At 67.2% G+C, this 19,486-nt stretch carries 14 protein-coding genes; 3 read left to right on the top strand and 11 right to left on the bottom strand.

Features of this window, described 5'->3' with window-relative positions; all coding sequences use genetic code 11:
- Window positions 1-15: 15 nt before the first annotated feature.
- Genes ACXJJ8_RS07180 through ACXJJ8_RS07130 form a run of 11 tightly spaced genes read right to left on the bottom strand, consistent with a single transcriptional unit; the run spans window position 16 to window position 15,575 of the window.
- On the bottom strand, window positions 16-1,335 hold the full coding sequence (locus tag ACXJJ8_RS07180; protein ID WP_499028218.1) for an aromatic ring-hydroxylating oxygenase subunit alpha: 1,320 nt from the start codon (window positions 1,333-1,335) through the stop codon (window positions 16-18).
- A gap of 10 nt (window positions 1,336-1,345) precedes the next feature.
- Window positions 1,346-2,662, bottom strand: coding sequence for an amino acid permease (locus ACXJJ8_RS07175; protein WP_499028215.1), 1,317 nt, complete (start codon window positions 2,660-2,662; stop codon window positions 1,346-1,348).
- Entirely contained in the window at window positions 2,652-3,983 is a 1,332-nt protein-coding gene (locus ACXJJ8_RS07170) for a Xaa-Pro dipeptidase (protein WP_499028212.1), read from the bottom strand. Before ACXJJ8_RS07170 ends, ACXJJ8_RS07175 begins: the two co-directional genes overlap by 11 nt.
- Window positions 3,980-5,164, bottom strand: a complete 1,185-nt coding sequence (locus ACXJJ8_RS07165; protein WP_499028208.1) for a DmpA family aminopeptidase — start codon at window positions 5,162-5,164, stop codon at window positions 3,980-3,982. Before ACXJJ8_RS07165 ends, ACXJJ8_RS07170 begins: the two co-directional genes overlap by 4 nt.
- Entirely contained in the window at window positions 5,164-7,161 is a 1,998-nt protein-coding gene (locus ACXJJ8_RS07160; RefSeq protein ID WP_499028205.1) for a S9 family peptidase, read from the bottom strand. Before ACXJJ8_RS07160 ends, ACXJJ8_RS07165 begins: the two co-directional genes overlap by 1 nt.
- Complete coding sequence (locus tag ACXJJ8_RS07155) at window positions 7,161-9,683, bottom strand: CehA/McbA family metallohydrolase (RefSeq protein ID WP_499028203.1); 2,523 nt, start codon at window positions 9,681-9,683, stop codon at window positions 7,161-7,163. Before ACXJJ8_RS07155 ends, ACXJJ8_RS07160 begins: the two co-directional genes overlap by 1 nt.
- Complete coding sequence (locus tag ACXJJ8_RS07150; protein WP_499028200.1) at window positions 9,683-11,020, bottom strand: acetyl ornithine aminotransferase family protein; 1,338 nt, start codon at window positions 11,018-11,020, stop codon at window positions 9,683-9,685. Before ACXJJ8_RS07150 ends, ACXJJ8_RS07155 begins: the two co-directional genes overlap by 1 nt.
- Window positions 11,021-11,031: 11 nt before the next feature.
- Window positions 11,032-11,820, bottom strand: a complete 789-nt coding sequence (locus ACXJJ8_RS07145; RefSeq protein ID WP_499028197.1) for a CoA-transferase subunit beta — start codon at window positions 11,818-11,820, stop codon at window positions 11,032-11,034.
- Window positions 11,817-12,656, bottom strand: a complete 840-nt coding sequence (locus ACXJJ8_RS07140) for a CoA transferase subunit A (protein ID WP_499028619.1) — start codon at window positions 12,654-12,656, stop codon at window positions 11,817-11,819. Before ACXJJ8_RS07140 ends, ACXJJ8_RS07145 begins: the two co-directional genes overlap by 4 nt.
- 16 nt (window positions 12,657-12,672) lie before the next feature.
- Window positions 12,673-14,241: an aldehyde dehydrogenase family protein gene (locus tag ACXJJ8_RS07135; protein ID WP_499028194.1), complete on the bottom strand. Its 1,569-nt coding sequence runs from the start codon at window positions 14,239-14,241 to the stop codon at window positions 12,673-12,675.
- Window positions 14,238-15,575, bottom strand: a complete 1,338-nt coding sequence (locus tag ACXJJ8_RS07130; RefSeq protein ID WP_499028191.1) for an aminotransferase family protein — start codon at window positions 15,573-15,575, stop codon at window positions 14,238-14,240. The genes ACXJJ8_RS07135 and ACXJJ8_RS07130 overlap by 4 nt, the downstream gene beginning before the upstream one ends.
- A 118-nt stretch (window positions 15,576-15,693) precedes the next feature.
- On the opposite strand from ACXJJ8_RS07130, the gene ACXJJ8_RS07125 reads away from it, so the two are divergent.
- Genes ACXJJ8_RS07125 through ACXJJ8_RS07115 form a run of 3 tightly spaced genes read left to right on the top strand, consistent with a single transcriptional unit; the run spans window position 15,694 to window position 19,441 of the window.
- Window positions 15,694-16,509 carry an IclR family transcriptional regulator domain-containing protein gene (locus ACXJJ8_RS07125; RefSeq protein ID WP_499028188.1) on the top strand — a complete coding sequence of 272 codons (816 nt, stop codon included), beginning with the start codon at window positions 15,694-15,696 and terminating at the stop codon, window positions 16,507-16,509.
- Window positions 16,506-17,696 (top strand): 3-oxoadipyl-CoA thiolase, encoded by a 1,191-nt coding sequence (gene pcaF, locus ACXJJ8_RS07120; RefSeq protein WP_499028185.1) that lies wholly within the window; start codon window positions 16,506-16,508, stop codon window positions 17,694-17,696. Before ACXJJ8_RS07125 ends, pcaF begins: the two co-directional genes overlap by 4 nt.
- Window positions 17,693-19,441 (top strand): sulfotransferase family protein, encoded by a 1,749-nt coding sequence (locus ACXJJ8_RS07115; protein WP_499028183.1) that lies wholly within the window; start codon window positions 17,693-17,695, stop codon window positions 19,439-19,441. Before pcaF ends, ACXJJ8_RS07115 begins: the two co-directional genes overlap by 4 nt.
- Window positions 19,442-19,486 lie beyond the last annotated feature (45 nt).

Genomic DNA, 19,486 nt, shown 5'->3' with positions numbered 1-19,486 from the left:
GGTATCCGCAGGAAATCAGGGGTGTTCGGTCATCTCGCAGGAACTGGTGCGATGCGTGCGCACCGTCGGGGGCACCACGCTGAAGTCGCCCGCGAGCGCATGCATGTACCAATCGACGAAGCGCTTGGGCGTGTCCTCGAATTCGGGGTGCTGCGGGCCGGGCTCGAAGAAGCGCGAGTTCACGCCCGCGGCATTCAACTGCATGATGCGTTTGTCTTCGATGGTGGTGACATCCCACAGCCAGACCAGCGCTGCCTTGTCGTAGTCCACGCCTTCGACCGCATCGCCGTTGACGAACCACACGATCTCCATGTCCGTCTTGTTCCTGCCGAACGGCACGTAGCGGAACAGGATGCAATGATCCGGATAGTTGAGCATGTAGGTCAGCGGGCCGAGCTGGCAATCGCCCGCGCCGCCGTCGTAGCCCTTGAACGCGCCCATCAGCGGCGCGACGGGCGTGCCGTCGCGGCTGCCCGTGAGGTAACCGTCGAACAACGCGTAGCGACTGGTGTACACGCACGCGCCGAAACCCGGCGCCTCGCGGAACATGCGATAGACCGCCTTCTCGATGTCGGGCACGCCGGTTTCGCGCACGGCGCGTTCCCACATCGCGCGATTGATCGGCGCGACGACTTCTTCGCGCTCCTTGAACGTGTGCAGCTTCGAATACGCGCGGTGCGCGGTTTCGCAGTGGTAGCACTCCAGGTAATTGCCGAGTGCGATCTTCCAGTTCGCGTCCACCGAATAGGTTTCGCGATGCGCGATCTTCGCGGTGTCCAGGCGATACGGGCCCAGCTGTGCGTCGAGTTGCGACAGGCACGCGTTGTAGTCGTAGGCATCCGGATCGAAGTTGATGAAGATCAACCCGAAGCGTTCGGCCACGCGCAATTGCTTCAGGCCGTGGTCCTCCTTGCGGAAGTCCGGCATCGCGTCCATGTGGCGCGCGCCGCGCAGGGCGCCGTCGGTGCCGTAGACCCAACCGTGGTAGGGGCAGACGAAGGTCCGGCAATTGCCCTGGCGTTCCTCGCACACGCGCGAACCGCGGTGGCGGCAGGAATTGACCAGCGCGCGGATCGCCCCGTCGTTGCCGCGCGCGACGATGACCGATTCCTCGCCGATTTCGTACAGGAAGAAGTCGCCTGCATCCGGAATCTGGCTGACGTGGCCGGCCCACAGCCAGCTCTTGAAGAACACGGTGTCGAGCTCGCGCTGGTACACCACCTCGGAGCGGTAGAAGTACTGCATCAGCCCGGCGTCGCGGTCGCGCGATTGCGCGGCGACGGCCTCGCGCATGCGGGCCTGGTTGTCTTCGCTGTCGGCAATGAACGGGGTCATGGGACCGATGTTAAGCCACGGCGGCGCGTCGGCGAACGCGCATGAAAAGATAGAGCGGCAGCCCCGCCGCGGCGAGCACCAACCCGAGCTGGAACGGCTCGTGGCCCAGGCCCACGAAGGCGAACAAGACGTAGGCCGTGCCAAGCACCGCCACTGGCAACATCCCGCGTACGCCGCCGCGGCCGCCGCGCCGCCACAACACGGCCAGCGCCAGCGACGCGCACAGGTAAAGCGGCAGGTTGGCCGCGGTCACGACATTGGTGATGAACGTAAAACCCTCGACCAGTGACTTGCTGTAGCTCAGCAACACCATGCCGCTGCCCAAAAGGCCGGTCACGACCAGCGCGATCGCAGGCGCGCCGCGGCGATTGTGGCGCGCAAGCGGCATCGGCATCACGCCATTGAGGGCCATCGCGCGCGTGAGTTCACCGACCAGCAGCGTCCAACCGTTGAGCGCGCCCAAGCCGCTGATCACGACGAACAATGCGAGCCAGCGCCCCATCCCCGCGGCGGCAAAACGGTCCATCACCATGGCGAAGGGCGCGTTGGCGTGCGCGAGTTCTTCCTGCGAAATCAGCATCATCGGCACGGTCGACACGACCAGGTAGACCACCGCCGTCAGCAGCGTGCCGGCGATCGTCGCGCGCGGAATCGTGCGGCCCGGATCCTTGACGCGGGAAGCGGGCACGGTGGCCGATTCCAGGCCGAGCATCGCGAACAGCGCGATGGTCGAAGCCGTCATGACGTGGCCGAAGTCCACGGGCGCCGTCGGCGGGTGGGCGGTGTAGGCCTCCGGCGCGGTCAGCAACAACCAGCCACCGAGCAGCGCGACGGCGAGCATCGGCAACAGTTTCAGCGCCGTGGTCACCACCTGCACGCGGCCACCGGTGCGCACGCCGAACAGGTTGATGATCACGAAGGTCCACAACAACGCGAGCGCGACCAGCGCCGGCTGCATCGTCGCCACCGAAGGAAACACCGCGCCAAGATAGCCCACGACGCCCGTGGCGATCGCCGCGTTGGTGATCCACAGCGAGACCCAGTAGCACCACATCGCAATGAATGCGGGCACGTCGCCGAGCGTCGCGCGGATGAAGCCGTACGGCCCGTCGGCATTGGGCATCTGGCGGGCCAGCCGCGCGAAAACATTGGCCAGCGCCACGCAGCCCAGCACGGTGACGAGCCAGCCGATCGTCGCGTTGAACCCGAACGGCGCCAGCGACGCGGGCAACAGGAAGATCCCGATGCCGATGGTGTTGCCCACCACCAGCGCCGTGCACATCCAGAAGCCGAGCTTGCGCTCGCTGCCGCTGTCCTCACTTGCCATCGCTGTGCTCCGGGTCCGGTGGACCGCATTCGTCGGGGCCGTCGCAGACCCGTTGCCCACTCTTGATCACCGAGCGTACGTGGCGAAGCACGTCGATGTCGACGAGGGGATCGCCTTCCACCGCGATCAGGTCGGCGAACTTGCCGGGCGCGATCGAACCCAGGTCCCCTTCGCGGCCAAGCAGACGCGCCGATTGGATCGTCGCCGACTGGATCGCCTGCATCGGCGTCATGCCGTAGCGGACCATGTAGGCGAACTGGCGCGCATTGTCGCCATGCGGATAGACGCCGCTGTCGGTGCCGAAGGCGATGTTGACGCCCGCGGCGACGGCCTTGCGGAATCCGTCGCGCTGCGTCTGCGTGGTTTCGGTGTTCTTGCGCAGGGTCGCCGCCGACCAACCCTGCGCGCGGCCGACGGTATCGATGAAATCGCCGTTGTAGATGTCGGCGACCAGCCAGGTGCCGTGCTGTTTCATCAACGCGATCGCTTCGTCGTCCATCAGCGAGCCGTGTTCGATGGACCGCGCGCCGGCGCGGGTTGCACGCTTGATGCCTTCGGCACCGTGGGCGTGCGCGGCGACGAAGCTGTGGCGTTTGGCAGCTTCCTCGACGGCGGCGTGGATTTCCGCTTCGGTGTATTCCGAATGCCCGGGTTCGGTGCCTTCGGCGAGCACCGCGCCGGTGGCGATGACCTTGATGAAGTCGACGTCGTGGTCGAACAGGTCATTCACTTTCTGGCGGACCTGTTGTTCGTTGTCGGCCACGCCGATGCGGAACTCCGCGGGCACCACGGTGCCTTTCGGCAGGCCCGTGATCTCGCCACCACCGCCGGTCACGGTGATGTAGCCACCGGCGACGTACATGCGCGGGCCGGGGATCAGCCCGGCGTTGATCGCGTTGCGCAGCTGCACGTCGGACAGTCCGCGATAGGTGCCGACGTCGCGCACGGTGGTAAAACCGGCGCGCACGGTGTCCCAGGCATTCTTCGCGCCGATGAAGGCATCGCGCGCCGGATTGCTTTTCAGCGGCGCGCCGGGGTCGGCGGACTGCGCTTCATCGGACAAATGGGTGTGCATGTCCATCAGGCCCGGCAGCACGGTGTAACGCGACCAGTCGACGACCTTGGCGTTGGTTGCGAGCGCATCGTTCCAGGGTTCGACCCGCACGACGCGGCCCTTGTCGATCGTGATCGCGCGGTCGGCGAGGATTGCGCCGCGGTCGACGTCGACCAGGCGGCCTGCGTGGACGACGAGGGTTTGTGCGAATGCGGGCGTCGCCGCGGCAGCCAACAACACCGCCGTGAACAGTTTGCTGCGTGTCATTGTTTGCCCGCCTGGTAGCGTCCATAACGTTTGAGCAGTTTCACCAGGGCGTCGTGGTCGATCGCCTTGGCATAACGCCCTGCTTCGCCCTGCATGTCGCGCGCGGCGACCATCGCGTCGACGATGGCTTCCTCGGTCGCCTGCACGGTGGCTTCGAACAAGCCGTCGAGGTGGTCGTTGCCGATGAATTGCGCGTCGTTCAATTCCGCACCCTTCGCAGCCGCCGCATTTGCGGTGGAAAACGCGACGAAAATATCGCCCGACCCGTTGCCCGCGTAGCTACCCATGCGCCCCAGGCCCAGGCTTGCGCGCTTGGCGATGCGGTCGAGCTGGTTGGGCAACAAGGGGGCGTCGGTGGCGATCACCACGATGATCGAACCAGTGTCGCCGCCGGGCACGCTCCGACCTTCCAGCGCCAGCGCCGGATCGGTGTAGACGCGATCGTTGCGCAGATGCTGGCCGACCGGCACGCCGGCGATGCGCAAGGTATCGCGTACCCCATAGTTCGCCTGGACCAACACGCCGACGGTGTATGCGCCCTTGCCTTCCGTCACCCGGCGCGACGCGGTGCCGATGCCGCACTTGAATTCGTGGCAGATCATGCCGGTGCCACCGCCGACGTTGCCTTCGGCGACCACACCGTCCTTGGCATCGCGCAAGGCCTGCGCGACGTGTTCGGGCTTCACGTGGAAGCCGTTGATGTCGTTGAGGTGGCCGTCCCAGGTTTCGGCGACGACCGGCAGCGACCACCAATACCCGCCCGCGTCCGCGCCCCCGGCTTTCACGCGCTCGGCGATCACCGCATCGCGCACGACGCCGACGCTGTGCGTGTTGGTCAGCATCACCGGCCCTTCGAGCTGGCCGGATTCGGTGATCCACGTGGTGCCCGTCATCTCGCCGTTGCCGTTGAGCGCGAACCAGCCGCCGAAGACCCAGGTATCGAAACTGGCGCGACCGCGCGGCAGGATCGCGGTGACGCCCGTGCGCACCTTGTGGCCGTCCGGCAGATCGTCGATCAGCGTGACCTGGCCGACGGTGACGCCTTCGACGTCGGTGATCGCATTGCGGGCGCCGGGCGTGCCGTCGAATGGGATGCCGAGATCGCGCGCACGCGGTTCGGCGGCGATCGCAGACAGGGACACGGCCGACAAGACCAGCGCGAGCACGACGATCGAGCGCATCACTTCCCTCCCTTCAGATCGGTGCCTTTCAGGAACCGCGTGTACCACCCCAGGTTCCGCATCATGCGGTCTCGAAGGTAGCTGGGGACAGTGATCCCGTGCGTTTGCCCCGGATACACCACCAGTTGCGTGGGCACGTTGCGGGAGCGCAGCGCCTGGTACATCTGCTCTGCGCCCAGGCAGGGCACGTTCGCATCGGCGTCCCCGCACTGGAAGAGCGTCGGCGTCGTGATCCGGTCGCTATGCAGGAAGGGGAAGCTCGCGCGGTCGTAGACGGCGCGGTTCTGCCACGGGGTGCCGAGTTCCAGCGTGTATTCGCGAATGTATTGATCGTGCCCGAACATGCCGTACATGTTGGAGGCGCCGGCGCCGCTGATCGCGGCCTTGAAGCGCTGATCGCGCGCGATGACGGCGTTGGTGAGGATCGCGCCGTAACTCCAGCCGCCGATCCCCAGGCGCTCCGGATCCGCGATGCCGAGCGCGACGACATGGTCGGCGCCTGCCAGTACATCGCTCGCATCGACGTTGCCCCAGTCTGCGTAGATTGCCTTCGCGAAGTCGAAACCGCGGCCGGACCCGCCGCGCGGATTCAGTGCGACCACCGCGAATCCCTGCGCCGCATAGGCCTGCGAGTCGGCCATGAATTCGTGGCTGAACTGGTACACCGGCCCACCGTGCAGGCGCACGATGGTCGGATAACGGTGGCCTTCGACATAGCCGATCGGCTTGACGAGCAGGCCATCGAGTTCGACTTCGCCGTTGCGATAGTGGAGTTCTTCGACGGGTGCGAGTTGGCGCTGTTCGAGGAACGTATTGTGGTCTGCGAGCGTGCGCAGGCCCGCCGGTTCGACGGCCGAGAGGTCGTAGGGATGCAGGTCGCCGCCGCCGAGGACGACGATGCGCCCATCGTGCGAGACGTCCAGGTCGTAGTCGAAGCGCGGGCCGGTCGTGAGCGGCGTGACGGTACCGCTTGCGAGGTCGACGCGCGAGAGGTGCGTCACGAGGGGTTGTTCGATGAGCGCGTAAACGCTCTTGCCATCGGCCGACCAGCGCGGCTTGGTGAAACAGCGGTCGATCGGCGCAGGAACCGACGCCTTGCCGCTCGCAACATCGACGATCGCCAATTGCCACGGCGTGTAATAGATCCACTTGTCCTCGCCGCTGCGCAGATACGCGATGCGCGTGCTGTCCGGGCTCCACGTCGGGCGCGTTTCCCAATACGGATCGAGGTCGGAGCCGGTGAAGGTCGTGAGCTGTCGCTCCCGCGCGCCGGCCTTCGGCTCGATGACGTAGATGTCGTAATTCAGATCACGGTCGGGGTCGACGCCGCGCTTGGTCACGTACGCGATCAGCTTTCCATCCGGCGACCAGGCAGGCAGTTGTTCGTCATGCGCGCCTGGCGTGAGCAGTTCGTGCTTGCCGGTCGCGATGTCCAGGACGTAAAGATGCGCACGCCGTGCAGTGAGATAGCCAACGCCATCCTCGCGCAGTTGGTAGCGCTCGGTGACGATCGGCGGCGGGTTCTTCGGTGCCTTCGCGCCGAACGGGCGCTCTGGATCGCGCGCGATTAACGCAATGCGTTTGCCGTCGGGCGACAGCACGAAGTCGCTGATGTCTTCGCCGAACTGCGTCAGGCGTTGCGCGCCACTGCCGTCGGCGGACATCCGCCAGACCTGCGTTTTCGCATCCTCGCGGCCGCGGTTCGACAGGAAGACGATCGACTTGCCGTCCGGCGACCACTGCGGCCTGGACTCGTCGAACTTCGGCGTATTCGTCAGGCGCGTGCGCTTGCCGCTGGCGTAGTCGACGCGCCACAGGTCGGATTGGCTGGCGTCTTCGGCCAGGCTCGCCGCGGTCGCGGTGTAGACGAGGGTGCGGCCGTTCGGCGCGAACGTGGGTTCGGTGAGGTCGACCAGTTGCGAAAGGTCGTCGGCGGTGAACGGCGTCTGCGCGTGCGCGGACGCCGCCAGGAATGCGAGCAACCAGCGGGCACGCATCATCGGTCTCCCGCGCGCTTGCGGATCAGGGATTGCGCTTCGTGCAGGTAGGCGAGCGTCGCGCTTTTTTCGGATGCGTCGTTGTAGTCATCGCGTGCGGAAGCGGCTTCGATGAGACGGTCGATCCATGCGATGAAGTACGCGGCATCGGCATTCGCGTCGGGTGCGGTGCCTTCGAGCCAGAGCGGGTTGGTCGTCGCGTACGGGTAGAGATCGAGGAGCAACGGATCGGCTTCGTCGTTCCAGGCGCGCAGCAGCAGCCATCCGCCTTGCGGAAGATCGATCGTGCCCGCGCCATCGAAATGCGTGCGGTCTCCGGTGAGGTCGAAGCGTTTCACGACGACACCATTGGCGACCAGTTCGAGGTGATCGACGGGCACGAGGGAGCGCAACGCAACGCGGTACTGCGCGCGCTTGGATGCGATGGTGTCGCCCGGCTTGTGGCCGTCCACCAGCAATCCCAGCAGCGGCCCATTGGTGACGAACCCGCGACCCGCCTTGAGCGCGGCGAAGACATCGGTGTCTTCGATCCTGCCCTGCGTGTCGAGGAAGACACGGTTCAGCCCCACGGGCCCACGCAGGGAGGCGTAGTTCGCCATCGTGTCGGAACCCGCGCCCGCGCGCAGGTGGAAGCCCAGATTGAACAGGCGATACCACACGGTGGCGGTCGCCTTGTGATCGGAGAAGCCGACGACCTCCATGTAGTCGACCTTGCCGTGCGCCACATCGGCGGGCAGTTCATGCGTGAGCGACGGATCGGTGGCGGGATCGGGCAAGGTGTCGAAGGGATGCACGTAGCCGACGATCCCTTGCTGCGCATGCGCGAGATCCGCGATCACGCCGTTGTGCGGCCATGGACTGGCCATTGCGGTGTGGCGATACGCGGAGAAATCCGGCGCGATGTAGTGGTCGCGCAGGTTGAGCAAACCCAGGTGCCCCCAGAAACTCGTGTGGAATTCCTGCGCGTGCGCGATGCGCGGCCGCGTGTCGATGCCGGGCTTGCCGAACCACGCGATATCGGGAATGCGTTCTTCCTTGTTGACGATCAGGTTCTCGACCAGGTCCAGATCCTCGGCTTGCGCCTGCCACGCCAGGTGTTCGGGCGTGTTGCGATAGTGGCCGCCGTAGTTCATGTGGACATGCAGGTCGGCGCTGACCCAGTCGCCGAATTCCGGCGGCAACGGCTGCGCGAGGAGGCCGACGTCCACGGTGTTCCCGCGGCCGCCGACGACCTCGATACGCTTGCGCCACAACGCATTCTCGAACCCATGTTGCACCGTGATTTGCGTCGCGCCGGTTGGAACTTCCAGCGCACAAGGCGAAGCGCAGTGGAAGTAATGCGCTTCGGTGGCCAGCTTCGCGCGATCGAATCCGTCGTCGGCGTGCATCCATGCGGTGCGCGGCGCGTATGCGCGATCGTCGCTGCCTTGCACGGAGACGCGCGCGGGGACTGGCTTTCCACTGGCGTCGCGGATGTCGAGTGTCAGGCGGGCTGTCGGCGCCAGCGTGCGCAGGCGCCCGGCTTCGACGACACGGCTCGCGCCGCCCAGGGGTTCCATCACGACCAGTTGCGTGTTGCCGTCCGCACCCGCGTTGCCGATGTAGGCGATGCGCTTGCCGTCTGGCGACCAGCGCGCATTGCGCCGCTCGGTGTCGCCGAAGGTCAGGGGCAGCGGCGCGCCGCCCTGCGCCGTCGTCAGCCAGAGCTGGTGCGTCTGCCGCCCGTGGTAACTGGAAAACAGGATGCGATTGCCGTCGGGCGCGAATTCGGGGCGCGCGCTCCAGCTGGTTTCCTCGGACAGGAGCTTGCGATGTTTTGAAGGTGCATCGACGGAGACGATCGATGGATCACCCGACCCCCATGCGATTTCCGGATTGCCGACGTAGAGCAGCGACCGGCCATCGGGCGACCACGATGGATTGATCGCGTGGTCGAAGGCCGAGTAGTAATAGCGATCGAGCGTGCTGCGGCGCTCGCCCAATAGCGGTCGCGCACCGTGCAGGCCATCGGCGCCGATGTCGGCGATGAACAGGTTGAAATGGCCCGTGCCCTGCGTCGACACCCACGCCAGGCGACGTCCATCTGGCGACAGCCTTGGCTCGACATTCACCGCGCCACCCCGTGTCAGCGCATCGGCCTTCCCGCTGGCGACGTCCAGCCGCCACAGTTCGAGCCCGCGACCGTCGTAGCGCGTGAACACCACGCTGCCCCCGTCGCGCGCGACATCGGGCTGGTAGTCGTACGCGCCCCGGGCGTGCGTCAGTTCGATCGCTTCGGCATCGCCGATGCGCTGGCGCCACAACGAACCACCCATGCTGTACACGAGCGTTTGGTTGTCGGGCAGGAAGGCCACGGACGACGGGCCGGTCGTCAATTGCGGCAGATACAACTCGCGCCAGTAGTAGTTGTGCGGCAAGTCGACCTGCTTGAGGACGGCCTCGCGCCCACTCGCCGCGGCAACCACCGACGCAAGCAGCGTCGCGATGCCGACAATGCGCGTCCCCCCGGCGCGCATCGGCATCAGGCTCCGGCCAGCGCTTGATCGAGGCTCGTGCGCAGCAGCGCCATGGCCTCGTCGATTTCGTCGCGCGTCGCATTCAGCGGCGGCATGAAGCGCACCGTGCTCGCGCCACAGGAAAGCAGCAGCAACCCGTTGTGGAACGCGCGCGTCACGACCGCGGCGCACAATGCCCGTGCCGGTGTGCGCGCTGCATCGTTCTCGATCAGCTCCATGCCGATCATCAACCCCTTGCCCCGAATCTCGCCGATGCAGGGGAACTCGCGCGCGAGGTCGTTCAGCGCGCCCATGAAGTGCGCGCCCACCGTGGCCGCATTGCCGACCATGCCGCCTTCGACGAGATCGATGGTGGCGTTCGCCGCCGCGCATGCGATCGGATTGCCGCCGTAGGTGTTGCCGTGTGCGCCGCGCTTCCATTGCGACATCAGGCGCTTCTTCGCGACCATCGCACCGATGGGCAGGCCGGAGCCCAGGCCTTTGGCGAGCGTCATGATGTCCGGCGCAACGCCCCAATGCTGGCTCGCGAACATGCGCCCCGTCCGGCCCGTGCCCGATTGCACTTCGTCGAAGATCAACAGGATGCCGTGTTCGTCGCACAACGCGCGCAAGCCTGCGAGGAAGCCGTCGGGCGGCACGATGTAACCGCCTTCGCCCTGGATCGGCTCGACGAGGATCGCCGCGACTTCCGACGGCGGCACGCTGCGTTCGAACAACATGCGGATGTAATCGAGCGCGGCCAGGCCCTGGTCGTCGCCCGCGAACAAGGGCCGGTACGGATTCGGATACGGCACGTGCACCACGCCGGGCATGGTGGCGAAGAAGCCCTTCTGCTGCGTGTACTTGCTGGAGGTGAACGCCAGCGAGCCCATCGTGCGCCCGTGGAAACCGCCGAGGAACCCGATGAAGCGCGAGCGGCCGGTGACATAGCGCGCGAGCTTGATCGCCGCTTCCACCGCTTCGGTGCCCGACTGGCACAGGAAACTCATCGCCGGCTCGCCCATCGGCGCGATGCGCGCCAGGCGTTCGCCGAGGCCGATCATCTGCTCGTGCCAGTAATCGCTGGAAATGTGCAGGAACTTCGCGGCCGCGTTCTGCACCGCGGCGACGACCTGCGGATGCGCATGCCCCGTGCTGCACACCGCGATGCCCGCGGCGAAATCGAGGTAGCGGTTGCCGTCGACATCCCACACCTCCGTGCCGCGTCCATGCGACATCACGAAGGGGTAGTCGCGCGGGTACGACGGCGAGATGACTTCGGCGTCGCGCGCGAGCATCGCCTGCGCGTTCGGGCCGGGCAGCGGCATGCGGATGTGCGGGGTACCGACGAATTCGGAAGACATGGGGATTCCGGTCATGGAGAGGGCAAGACCACGGGGCGTGCGTGGGCCTGTCGGGTGCGCGCATGCAACGCGCGCAGGGTGTCGAGTTCGTGCGGCGTCGGCGGCGGCACCTGCGCCACCGCGTCGGCCACCTTGAGCGGCCAGCCGATGGCCTTGCGCGCTTCCTCGACGGTGGCATCTTCGAACAACGCGCTCAGTTGCAGCTCGTCGGTCGTCGGGTGCGGCGCGAGGATGCCGAAGTCCGTGATCACCGCGCGTGGCCCCCCGCCCTGGGCAGTGCCGCGCGCGCGCGCGCCGTGGCCCCGGCCGTAGCCGGCGGTCGTGCGGAAATCCAGTTGTCCGACGAAACTGCGCGGCGTCGCCTTCAACAACACGAAGGTTTCGCGCACGTGCGCCGCGATCTCGGGCGCACCGCCCGCGCCGGGCAGCCGCGTCGACGGCGCGTCGTAGTCGCCGATGACGGTGCTGTTCAAGTTGCCGAAGCGATCGATCTGCGCCGCGCCGAGGAAGCCAATATCCACGCGGCCTGCCTGCAGGTAGTACGCGAACACGTCGGGCATCGGCACGACGAACGCAGCGGTCTCCGCCAGTTCGCCGTCGCCGATCGACAAGGGCAGCACGTCGGGCTTCGTGCCGATGGTGCCGGACTCGTAGATCAGCACGATGTCGGGCGCGTGCGTGAGGCGCGCGAGGTTGCAGGCCGCGCTCGGCAGGCCGATGCCGACGAAGCAGACGCAACGATCGCGCAGCATGCGCGCCGCGGCGACGGTCATCCATTCATCGCGCGTTGCGGGCGTCATGCGGCCTGCCTGGCGAGCATCGCGAGGAAGCCCGCGTGGTCGGCGGTACCGAGCACGTGCACCTGCATCCACGCCACGAACGCCTCGCGGTCGCGCGCGATGTCGTCCCAGCGCTGGTAGAACGCGTTGTCGCGCGCGTAAAAACCCTGCGCGTACGACGGATACGCACCACCGGGGCAGTGCACGACCGCGGTGACGATCCAGTGCGGCAACACGATGCCGTTCATCGCGGGTGGCAACGCGTCGACGATTTCCTCGACGGTGACGATCAGCTTCGTCGCAGCCATCGCCGCTTCTCGCGCCGCGCCGACGATCCCGTGAAGCGCCACGTTGCCCGCGCGGTCCGCGCGTTGGGCATGCAGGATCGCCACGTCGGGATTGAGCGCGGGCACCGCGGCGAGGCGTTCGCCGGTGAACGGGCACTCGACGCGCTTCACCCGCTTGTTCGCCTTGTCGAGGTCGTTGTCGAGATAACCGCGCAACATGCCGAACGGCAGGCGCGCCGCACCCGCGCAGAAGGCCGCGACCATGCCGGCGTGGCTGTGTTCGTCGAGCTCGAGGCGGCGCGGCCACTGATGCTCGACCGCATCGCGCAGGCGATGCAACGAACCCACGCCGGGATTGCCACCCCAGGAGAACGTCAGCTTCCGCGCGCAGCCCATCCCGATCAACTGGTCGTAGATCAGGTCCGGCGTCATGCGGATCAGGTGCAGCTCGCGCTTGCCCTGGCGGATCAATTCATGGCCCGCGGCGAACGGGATCAGGTGCGTGAAGCCTTCCAGCGCGACGCTCGCGCCATCCTCGACGTGCGCGGCGATCGCATCGTGGAGTGAAATCGCCTGCACGCGCGGCTTACTCGACCACCGTGCGCGACTGCTCGCGCAGGTACTGCTGCAGATAATAGAAGGACGCGATCGCCTTGCCGGTCGAACCCGACCCCTTCCATCCACCGAAGGGCTGATAGCCCGGCCACGCACCGGTGGTCGCGCCCTGCGGACGGTTGGCATACGTCACGCCGGCTTCGATGTGGTCCTGGAACCACGGCACTTCGTCCGGCCCGCCGTAGAAGCCGGCGGTGAGGCCCATGTCGGTGTCGTTCGCCAGGCGCATCGCGGCCTCGCGATCGGTGTAGCGATGCAACATCACGATGGGCAGGAACATTTCCTGCTTCCACAGCGGGTGCGAGAGGTCGGCTTCGGCGAGCACGGGTTCGACGTAATAGCCGCGCGCACCGCCGTTCTCGCGGATCTGCTTTCCGCCGCGCAGCAGGCGCGCGCCGCCTGCTTCGAGGTCGAGCACGTAGCGCGCGTAGTTCGCGTAGGCGCTCGCGTTGACGACGGGGCCGAGCCAGTGTTCGCGTTGGCGTGCATCGCCGATGCGGATGGCATCGATCTGCGCGACGAGCTTTTCGATCAGCGCATCGGCGACCGTTGCGTGCACATACAGGCGCGAAAGCGCGGAACATTTCTGCCCGCCCATGCCGAACGCCGATCGCGCGATGCCGGCGGCAGCGCGGTCGAGATCCGCTTTCTCGGTCACGATGCAGGGGTTCTTGCCACCCATTTCCGCGATGCAGGGCCGCGGATACGCACCGCCCGCCATCTGCTGCATGAGGTTGCGGCCCACCGGCACCGAACCGGTGAAGGTGATGCCCGCAGTGAGCGGATGTTTGGCCAGCGCTTCGCCCGCTTCGCTGCCGCTGCCCGAGAGGTAATTGAACGTGCCCGCCGGGAATCCGGCGTCGCGCAACACTTCGGCGAGCAGGCGCCCGGACCACGGTGTGTCGGTGGCCGACTTGAACACGACGGTGTTGCCGGTCACCAGCGCGGCGGCGACCGGCCCGCCTGCAAGCGCGAAGGGAAAGTTGAACGGCGCGATGACCACCCAGGGCCCGTAAGGCCGCATCACGCTGCGGTTGTGCGAGGCCATGCCTTCGATCGGATCGTCGGGCAGCGGATTGTTGAAGCCGGCGTGTTTTTCGAAATCGTCCGCGTAGTGATGGAAAAAATCGACGGTCTCCTGCGCTTCGCCGAGCGCCTCCATGCGGTTCTTGCCGACTTCCAGCGTCAGCGCCGCCGCGATGTCGTAGACGCGCTGCTGCATCAGGTCGCCGGCCTTGCGCAACAATGCGGCGCGCTCGGCGACGGGCAACGCGCGCCACGCGGGATACGCAGCCTCGGCCRCCTTCATCGCGGCATCGACGTCGCCGGCGTCGGCGAGCGGGAATTCGCCGATTACCAGGTTGGTGTCGATGGGCGTGTGTTTCGCCGACCATTTCTTCGGCTGGCGGTCCGCACCATTGACGAACAGCGGATGTCGCTCGCCGAAGCGCGCTTCCAGGCGCGCGAGCGCGGCCTCGAACTGCACGTGCATTTCCGGCGGCGGGTTGAACATCGTCGCATAGGTCAGGCGGAAACTCATCGGGATACCTCGACGGGGTGCGGTGCGAAGTGTTGCGCGAGCAGGCGATCGAGCAGCGCGATGGCATCGGCGAGTTCGGCTTCATCGACGACCAGCGGCGGCGCGAGGAGGATGAGATTCCCGCGCGTGGCGAAGGACACGCCCTGGGCCATCGCGGCGTCGACCAGCGCTTTCAGCGCGGGCGGTGTTTGCGGCCACGGCGCGAGCGGCTCGTGCGCGTCGCGGTCCTTGACCAGTTCGATCACGACGAACAATCCGTGTCCGCCGCGCACGTCGCCGATGACATCATGGCGTTGCTGCAGGCGCTTGGCTTGCGCGAGGAGTTGGGCGCCGAGCGCGCGCGAGCGTTCGATCAAACCCTCGTCGGCGTAGGCCTCGAGCGCGGCGATGCCCGCGGCGCACGCGAGCGGATGGCCGCAATACGTGAGCCCCGCGTAGAGCATTTCGTGTTCGATGCGCGCGGCGACCTCTCGCGATAGAACGACGGCGCCCAGCGGGACGGCCGCGCCCGTCAGGCCCTTGGCAAGGGTCATCAAGTCGGGGCGTCCGGCTTCGCCATGACGTTGCCATGCGAACCATTCGCCGCAGCGGCCGAAGGCACTCATCACTTCATCGGCGATCAGGAGGACCCCGCGCGCGGCGGTCGCGCGGCGCAGCGCTGGCCAGTAGGTCTCGGGTGCGACGATGCCGTTGGTGCCGGCGTTGGGTTCCATCACCACGGCGGCGACGTGCTCGGCGCCGAGTGCATCGATGCGCTGCGCGACGGCGTCTGCGGCGCGCAACCCGCATTCATCGGGGTCGCGACTCCCGAACGGGCATCGATACGCATACGGCGGCGGGACGTGCTGCACGCCGAAGGCCGCGGCATCGACCTGCTGCTGCGTGCGCGCGTCGCCCGAGAACGCCATCGCCAGGTGCGTGGCCCCGTGATACGAGCGATCGCGCGCGATCACCTGACCGTGCGGTTTTCGCGAAGCCTGCCGCGCGATCTTCACCGCGTTCTCGTTCGCGTCCGCGCCGCCGAGGGTGAAGAACACCCGACCGCCTTCGAAGCCGGAACGCTCGAGCAGCATTGCCGCCAATCGCGCACGCGGCGTCGCGCCCCACGCATTGCTGACGAAGCACAACTGCGCCGCTTGCTCACGAATGGCGGCGACCAACTTCGGATGCTGGTGCCCGAGATTGCTGCACTCGGCCAGGCTGCTCATGTCCAGGACCGTGCGCCCGTCCGCCAGGTGCAGCCGCGCACCTTGCCCACCGGCGACCGTCGGCGCGCGCCAGTCGGCCTGGACCGACCAGCTGTGCAAGACCGAATGGCGTTCGTCGATCGACATCGCGACACCCCGCAGGCCCAAGTTTGTGCGCTGTGCGCACGCTCTGTGCGTATTGCGCACCACTCTATGAAGCCCGTACCCTCGACGTCAATCCGTCTTGGTGAAGGAACGGGCAAGCATGGCGAAGTCGGCGCGCAGCCAACCGGCGTTCGAGGACAGTCGCGACTATGTCCAGTCCCTCGCGCGCGGATTGGCGGTGCTGCGCGCCTTCGATGCCGAACACACCCGCCTGAGCCTGGCCGAGATCGCCCACCGCGCCTCGACCTCCCGCGCCGCCGCGCGCCGGCTGATCATGACCCTCGAACACCTGGGCTACGTGCGCCTGAGCGGGCGCGAATACGTGCTCAGCCCCAGCGTGCTCGAACTTGGCTTCGGCTATCTGGGCTCGTTGAATCTCACCGACCTCGCACAGCCCTTGCTCGAAGAACTCGCGCGCACGGTGAACCAGAGCAGTTCGATGGCGGTGCTCGATGGCCAGTCGATCGTCTATGTCGCGCGCGTCCCCGGCCGTCGGATCATGAGCGTCACGCTCGGCGTCGGCGCGCGATTGCCGGCGTGTTCCGCGTCGATGGGCCGCGTGTTGTTGTCGGGCCTCGACGACGCCGCGCTCGAGGCCTGGTTCGCCGATTGCAGGCCGGCCAAGCTCACCGCGCACACCGTGACCAATCTGCACCAGCTGCGCCGCATCGTCGAAGACGTGCGCCGGCAAGGGCATGCGTGGGTCGAACAGGAACTCGAACTCGGCCTGTGCTCGATCGCCGTGCCCGTGCGCAACGGCGAGGGCCGCGTGGCGGCGGCGATCAACGTCAGCATGCCCTACTACCCCGACGTCGAACGCGACGCCACGCGCGACATCCTGCCGCAGCTGAAACTCACGGCTGCGGCGATCGAAGGCTGCGCGCCATCGCATCGGCTGCCGGCGGTGGCTGCGTGAACGCCGCGCGCGCCGTCTGGCTCTGCGACGGTGTGCGCACGCCTTTCGGCCGGTATCGCGGCGGCCTGTCGATGGTGCGCACCGACGATCTCGCGGCGCTGCCGCTACGCCAGTTGATCGCACGGCACCCGCAACTGGATCCCGCCGCGATCGACGAGGTGATCCTCGGATGCGCGAACCAGGCCGGCGAAGACAATCGCAACGTCGCGCGCATGGCCGCACTGCTCGCGGGCCTGCCGGTCTCCGTGCCGGGCGTGACGGTCAATCGTTTGTGCGCCTCCGGGCTGGAAGCCGTGGGCCAGGGCGCGCGCGCCATCGCCCTGGGCGAGGCGGAGATCGTGCTGGCCGGCGGTGTCGAAGGCATGTCGCGCGCGCCCTACGTCATGGGCAAGGCCGATGCGCCGTTTGCGCGCGAACAGACGCTGGAAGACACGACACTCGGATGGCGGTTCGTGAATGCGGCGATGCGCGAGGCGCACGGCGTGGATTCGATGACGCAGACCGCGGAGCACCTGGCGCGCGAAAACGACATCGCGCGAGAAGACCAGGATGCGTTCGCGCTGCGATCGCAACAGCGCGCCGCGCGGGCGATCGCCGCAGGCCGGTTCGCGGAGGAATTGATGCCCGTGGGCAAATGCGCCGCAGACGAGCAGCCGCGCGGCGACACCACGCGCGAGAGGCTCGCCACGCTTGCACCCTTGCTGGGTGAACGGGGCACGGTGACCGCGGGCAACGCTTCCGGCCTCAACGATGGCGCCTGCGCGTTGTTGCTGGCCTCGGAAGACGCGATCGCGCGGCACGGGCTCACGCCGCGGGCGCGCATCCTGGGGATGGCGGCCGCGGGCGTGCCGCCGCGGACGATGGGCCTGGGCCCCGTGCCCGCGGTCGATCGGTTGTTGCAACGCCTTGGGCAGGGGCTCGACGCCTTCGACGTCGTGGAGATCAACGAGGCCTTCGCCGTGCAGGTGCTTGCGTGCACGCGCGCCCTCGGGCTGCCGGACGACGCCACGCACGTGAACCCCAATGGCGGCGCGATCGCCCTCGGCCACCCGCTCGGCGCCAGCGGCGCGCGGCTGGTCCTCACGGCGATGCATGAGTTGCGGCACATGCGCCGGGGCCGGGGGCTCGTGGCAATGTGCGTGGGCGTCGGACAAGGCGTGGCCCTGGCCATGGAGCACGTCGCATGAGTGTTCAGACCGCTTCCCCCCCGTCGATCGCCGCAATGCGGCGCGCTGTCGCGCTCGACCCCCGCGGCTGGCTCGCGCTCGGCGATCGGCTGTTCGCCGCAGGCGATGCCGCTGGCGCGGATGCGGCCTACGTCGAACACGTGCGGCACGCCAGCAAGGATCCCGCGCTGCTACGTGCCGGTGCCGCGCTCGCGCAAAATCGCATTCCCGAAGCCGAGGCGCAGTTGCGCGCGCACCTGCAACGCGCGCCGACCGATGTCGCCGCGATCCGCATGTTCGCCGAACTCGCCGCGCGCCTCGGCCGACTGGAGGAAGCCGAGCACCTGCTGGCGCGCGCGCTCGAACTCGCGCCGAGCTTCCACGCCGCGCGCCTGCACTACGCGCTGGTGTTGAACCGCGGCAACAAGCCGACGCAGGCCCTCGTACAGATCGAACGCCTGCTGCGCATGGACCCGCACGACCCGGGCTACCGCAACCTGCATGCCGTCGTGCTGTGCAGCGTCGGCGAATACGCGCGTGCACTGGATATCTACGCGCGCCTCCTGCGCCAGTATCCGGCGCAGACGAAGATATGGTTGAGCTACGGGCATGCGCTGAAAACGGAAGGTCGGCAGGACGAAGCCATCGCGGCCTACCGCCGTTGCATCGCGCTCGATCCGTCCATCGGCGAAGCGTGGTGGAGCCTGGCCAACCTCAAGACCTTCCGGTTCACCGAGGACGACCTGGCGACCATGCGCCGCCAGCTCGACATCCCCGCGCTGCCCGTCCACCATCGTTTCCACCTGGAGTTCGCGCTCGGCAAGGCGCGGGAAGATGCCGGCGAATACGCCGAATCCTTTGCGCACTACGCCAACGGCAACCACCATCGGCGCCAGACGACGTACTACAACCCCGGGGACAACACCGCGCGCGTCCGCCTGGTCAAGCGCACTTACACGCGGTCCTTCTTCGCCGAGCGCGAGGGCAGCGGAAGCGAGGCGAACGACCCGATCTTCATCGTCGGCATGCCCCGTGCGGGCTCGACGCTGATCGAACAGATCCTTTCCAGCCATTCGGCGGTCGAAGGCACGATGGAGTTGCCCGAGATCACCGCGATGACGCGCGAACTGCGCCGTTCGGTGGATCCCGCGCAGACGCAGCCTTACCACGAGGCGCTGGCGGCGCTCGATCCGGCGCGCCTGCGCGAACTCGGCGAGGACTACCTCCAGCGCACGCGCATCCATCGCAAATCCGGTGCGCCGCGCTTCATCGACAAGATGCCGAACAACTTCGCGCACGTCGGCCTGATCCAGCTGGCCTTGCCCAACGCGAAGATCATCGATGCGCGCCGCCATCCGTTGGCCTGTTGCTTCTCCAACTTCAAGCAGCACTATGCGCGCGGGCAGAACTTCAGTTACGGGCTCGAGGACATCGGGCGGTACTACCGCGACTACGTCGAGCTGATGGCGCACTACGACGACGTGCTGCCCGGCCGCGTCCACCGCGTGTTCTACGAACGCATGGTCGGCGACACCGAAGGCGAAGTGCGACGCCTGCTCGATTACCTCGGCCTGTCCTTCGAGCCGGGCTGCCTGCGCTTCTACGAAAACGATCGCCCGGTGCGCACTGCCAGTTCCGAACAGGTGCGCCGGCCGATCTACACCGACGGCGTCGACCAATGGCGCCATTACGAACCGTGGCTCGATCCGCTCAAGCGCGCGTTGGGCCCCGTCCTCGAGGATTATCCCGCGTCAACGTTGTCGTAACCGATTCGATTCCACTTACTTGGGAGGGGAGCTGGATGCATCGTT

The sequence above is a fragment of the Lysobacter sp. P5_C4 genome (assembly GCF_054049695.1).
The sequence above is the reverse complement of the archived record's forward strand: the minus strand, read 5'-3'. Positions and strand labels throughout refer to the sequence as shown.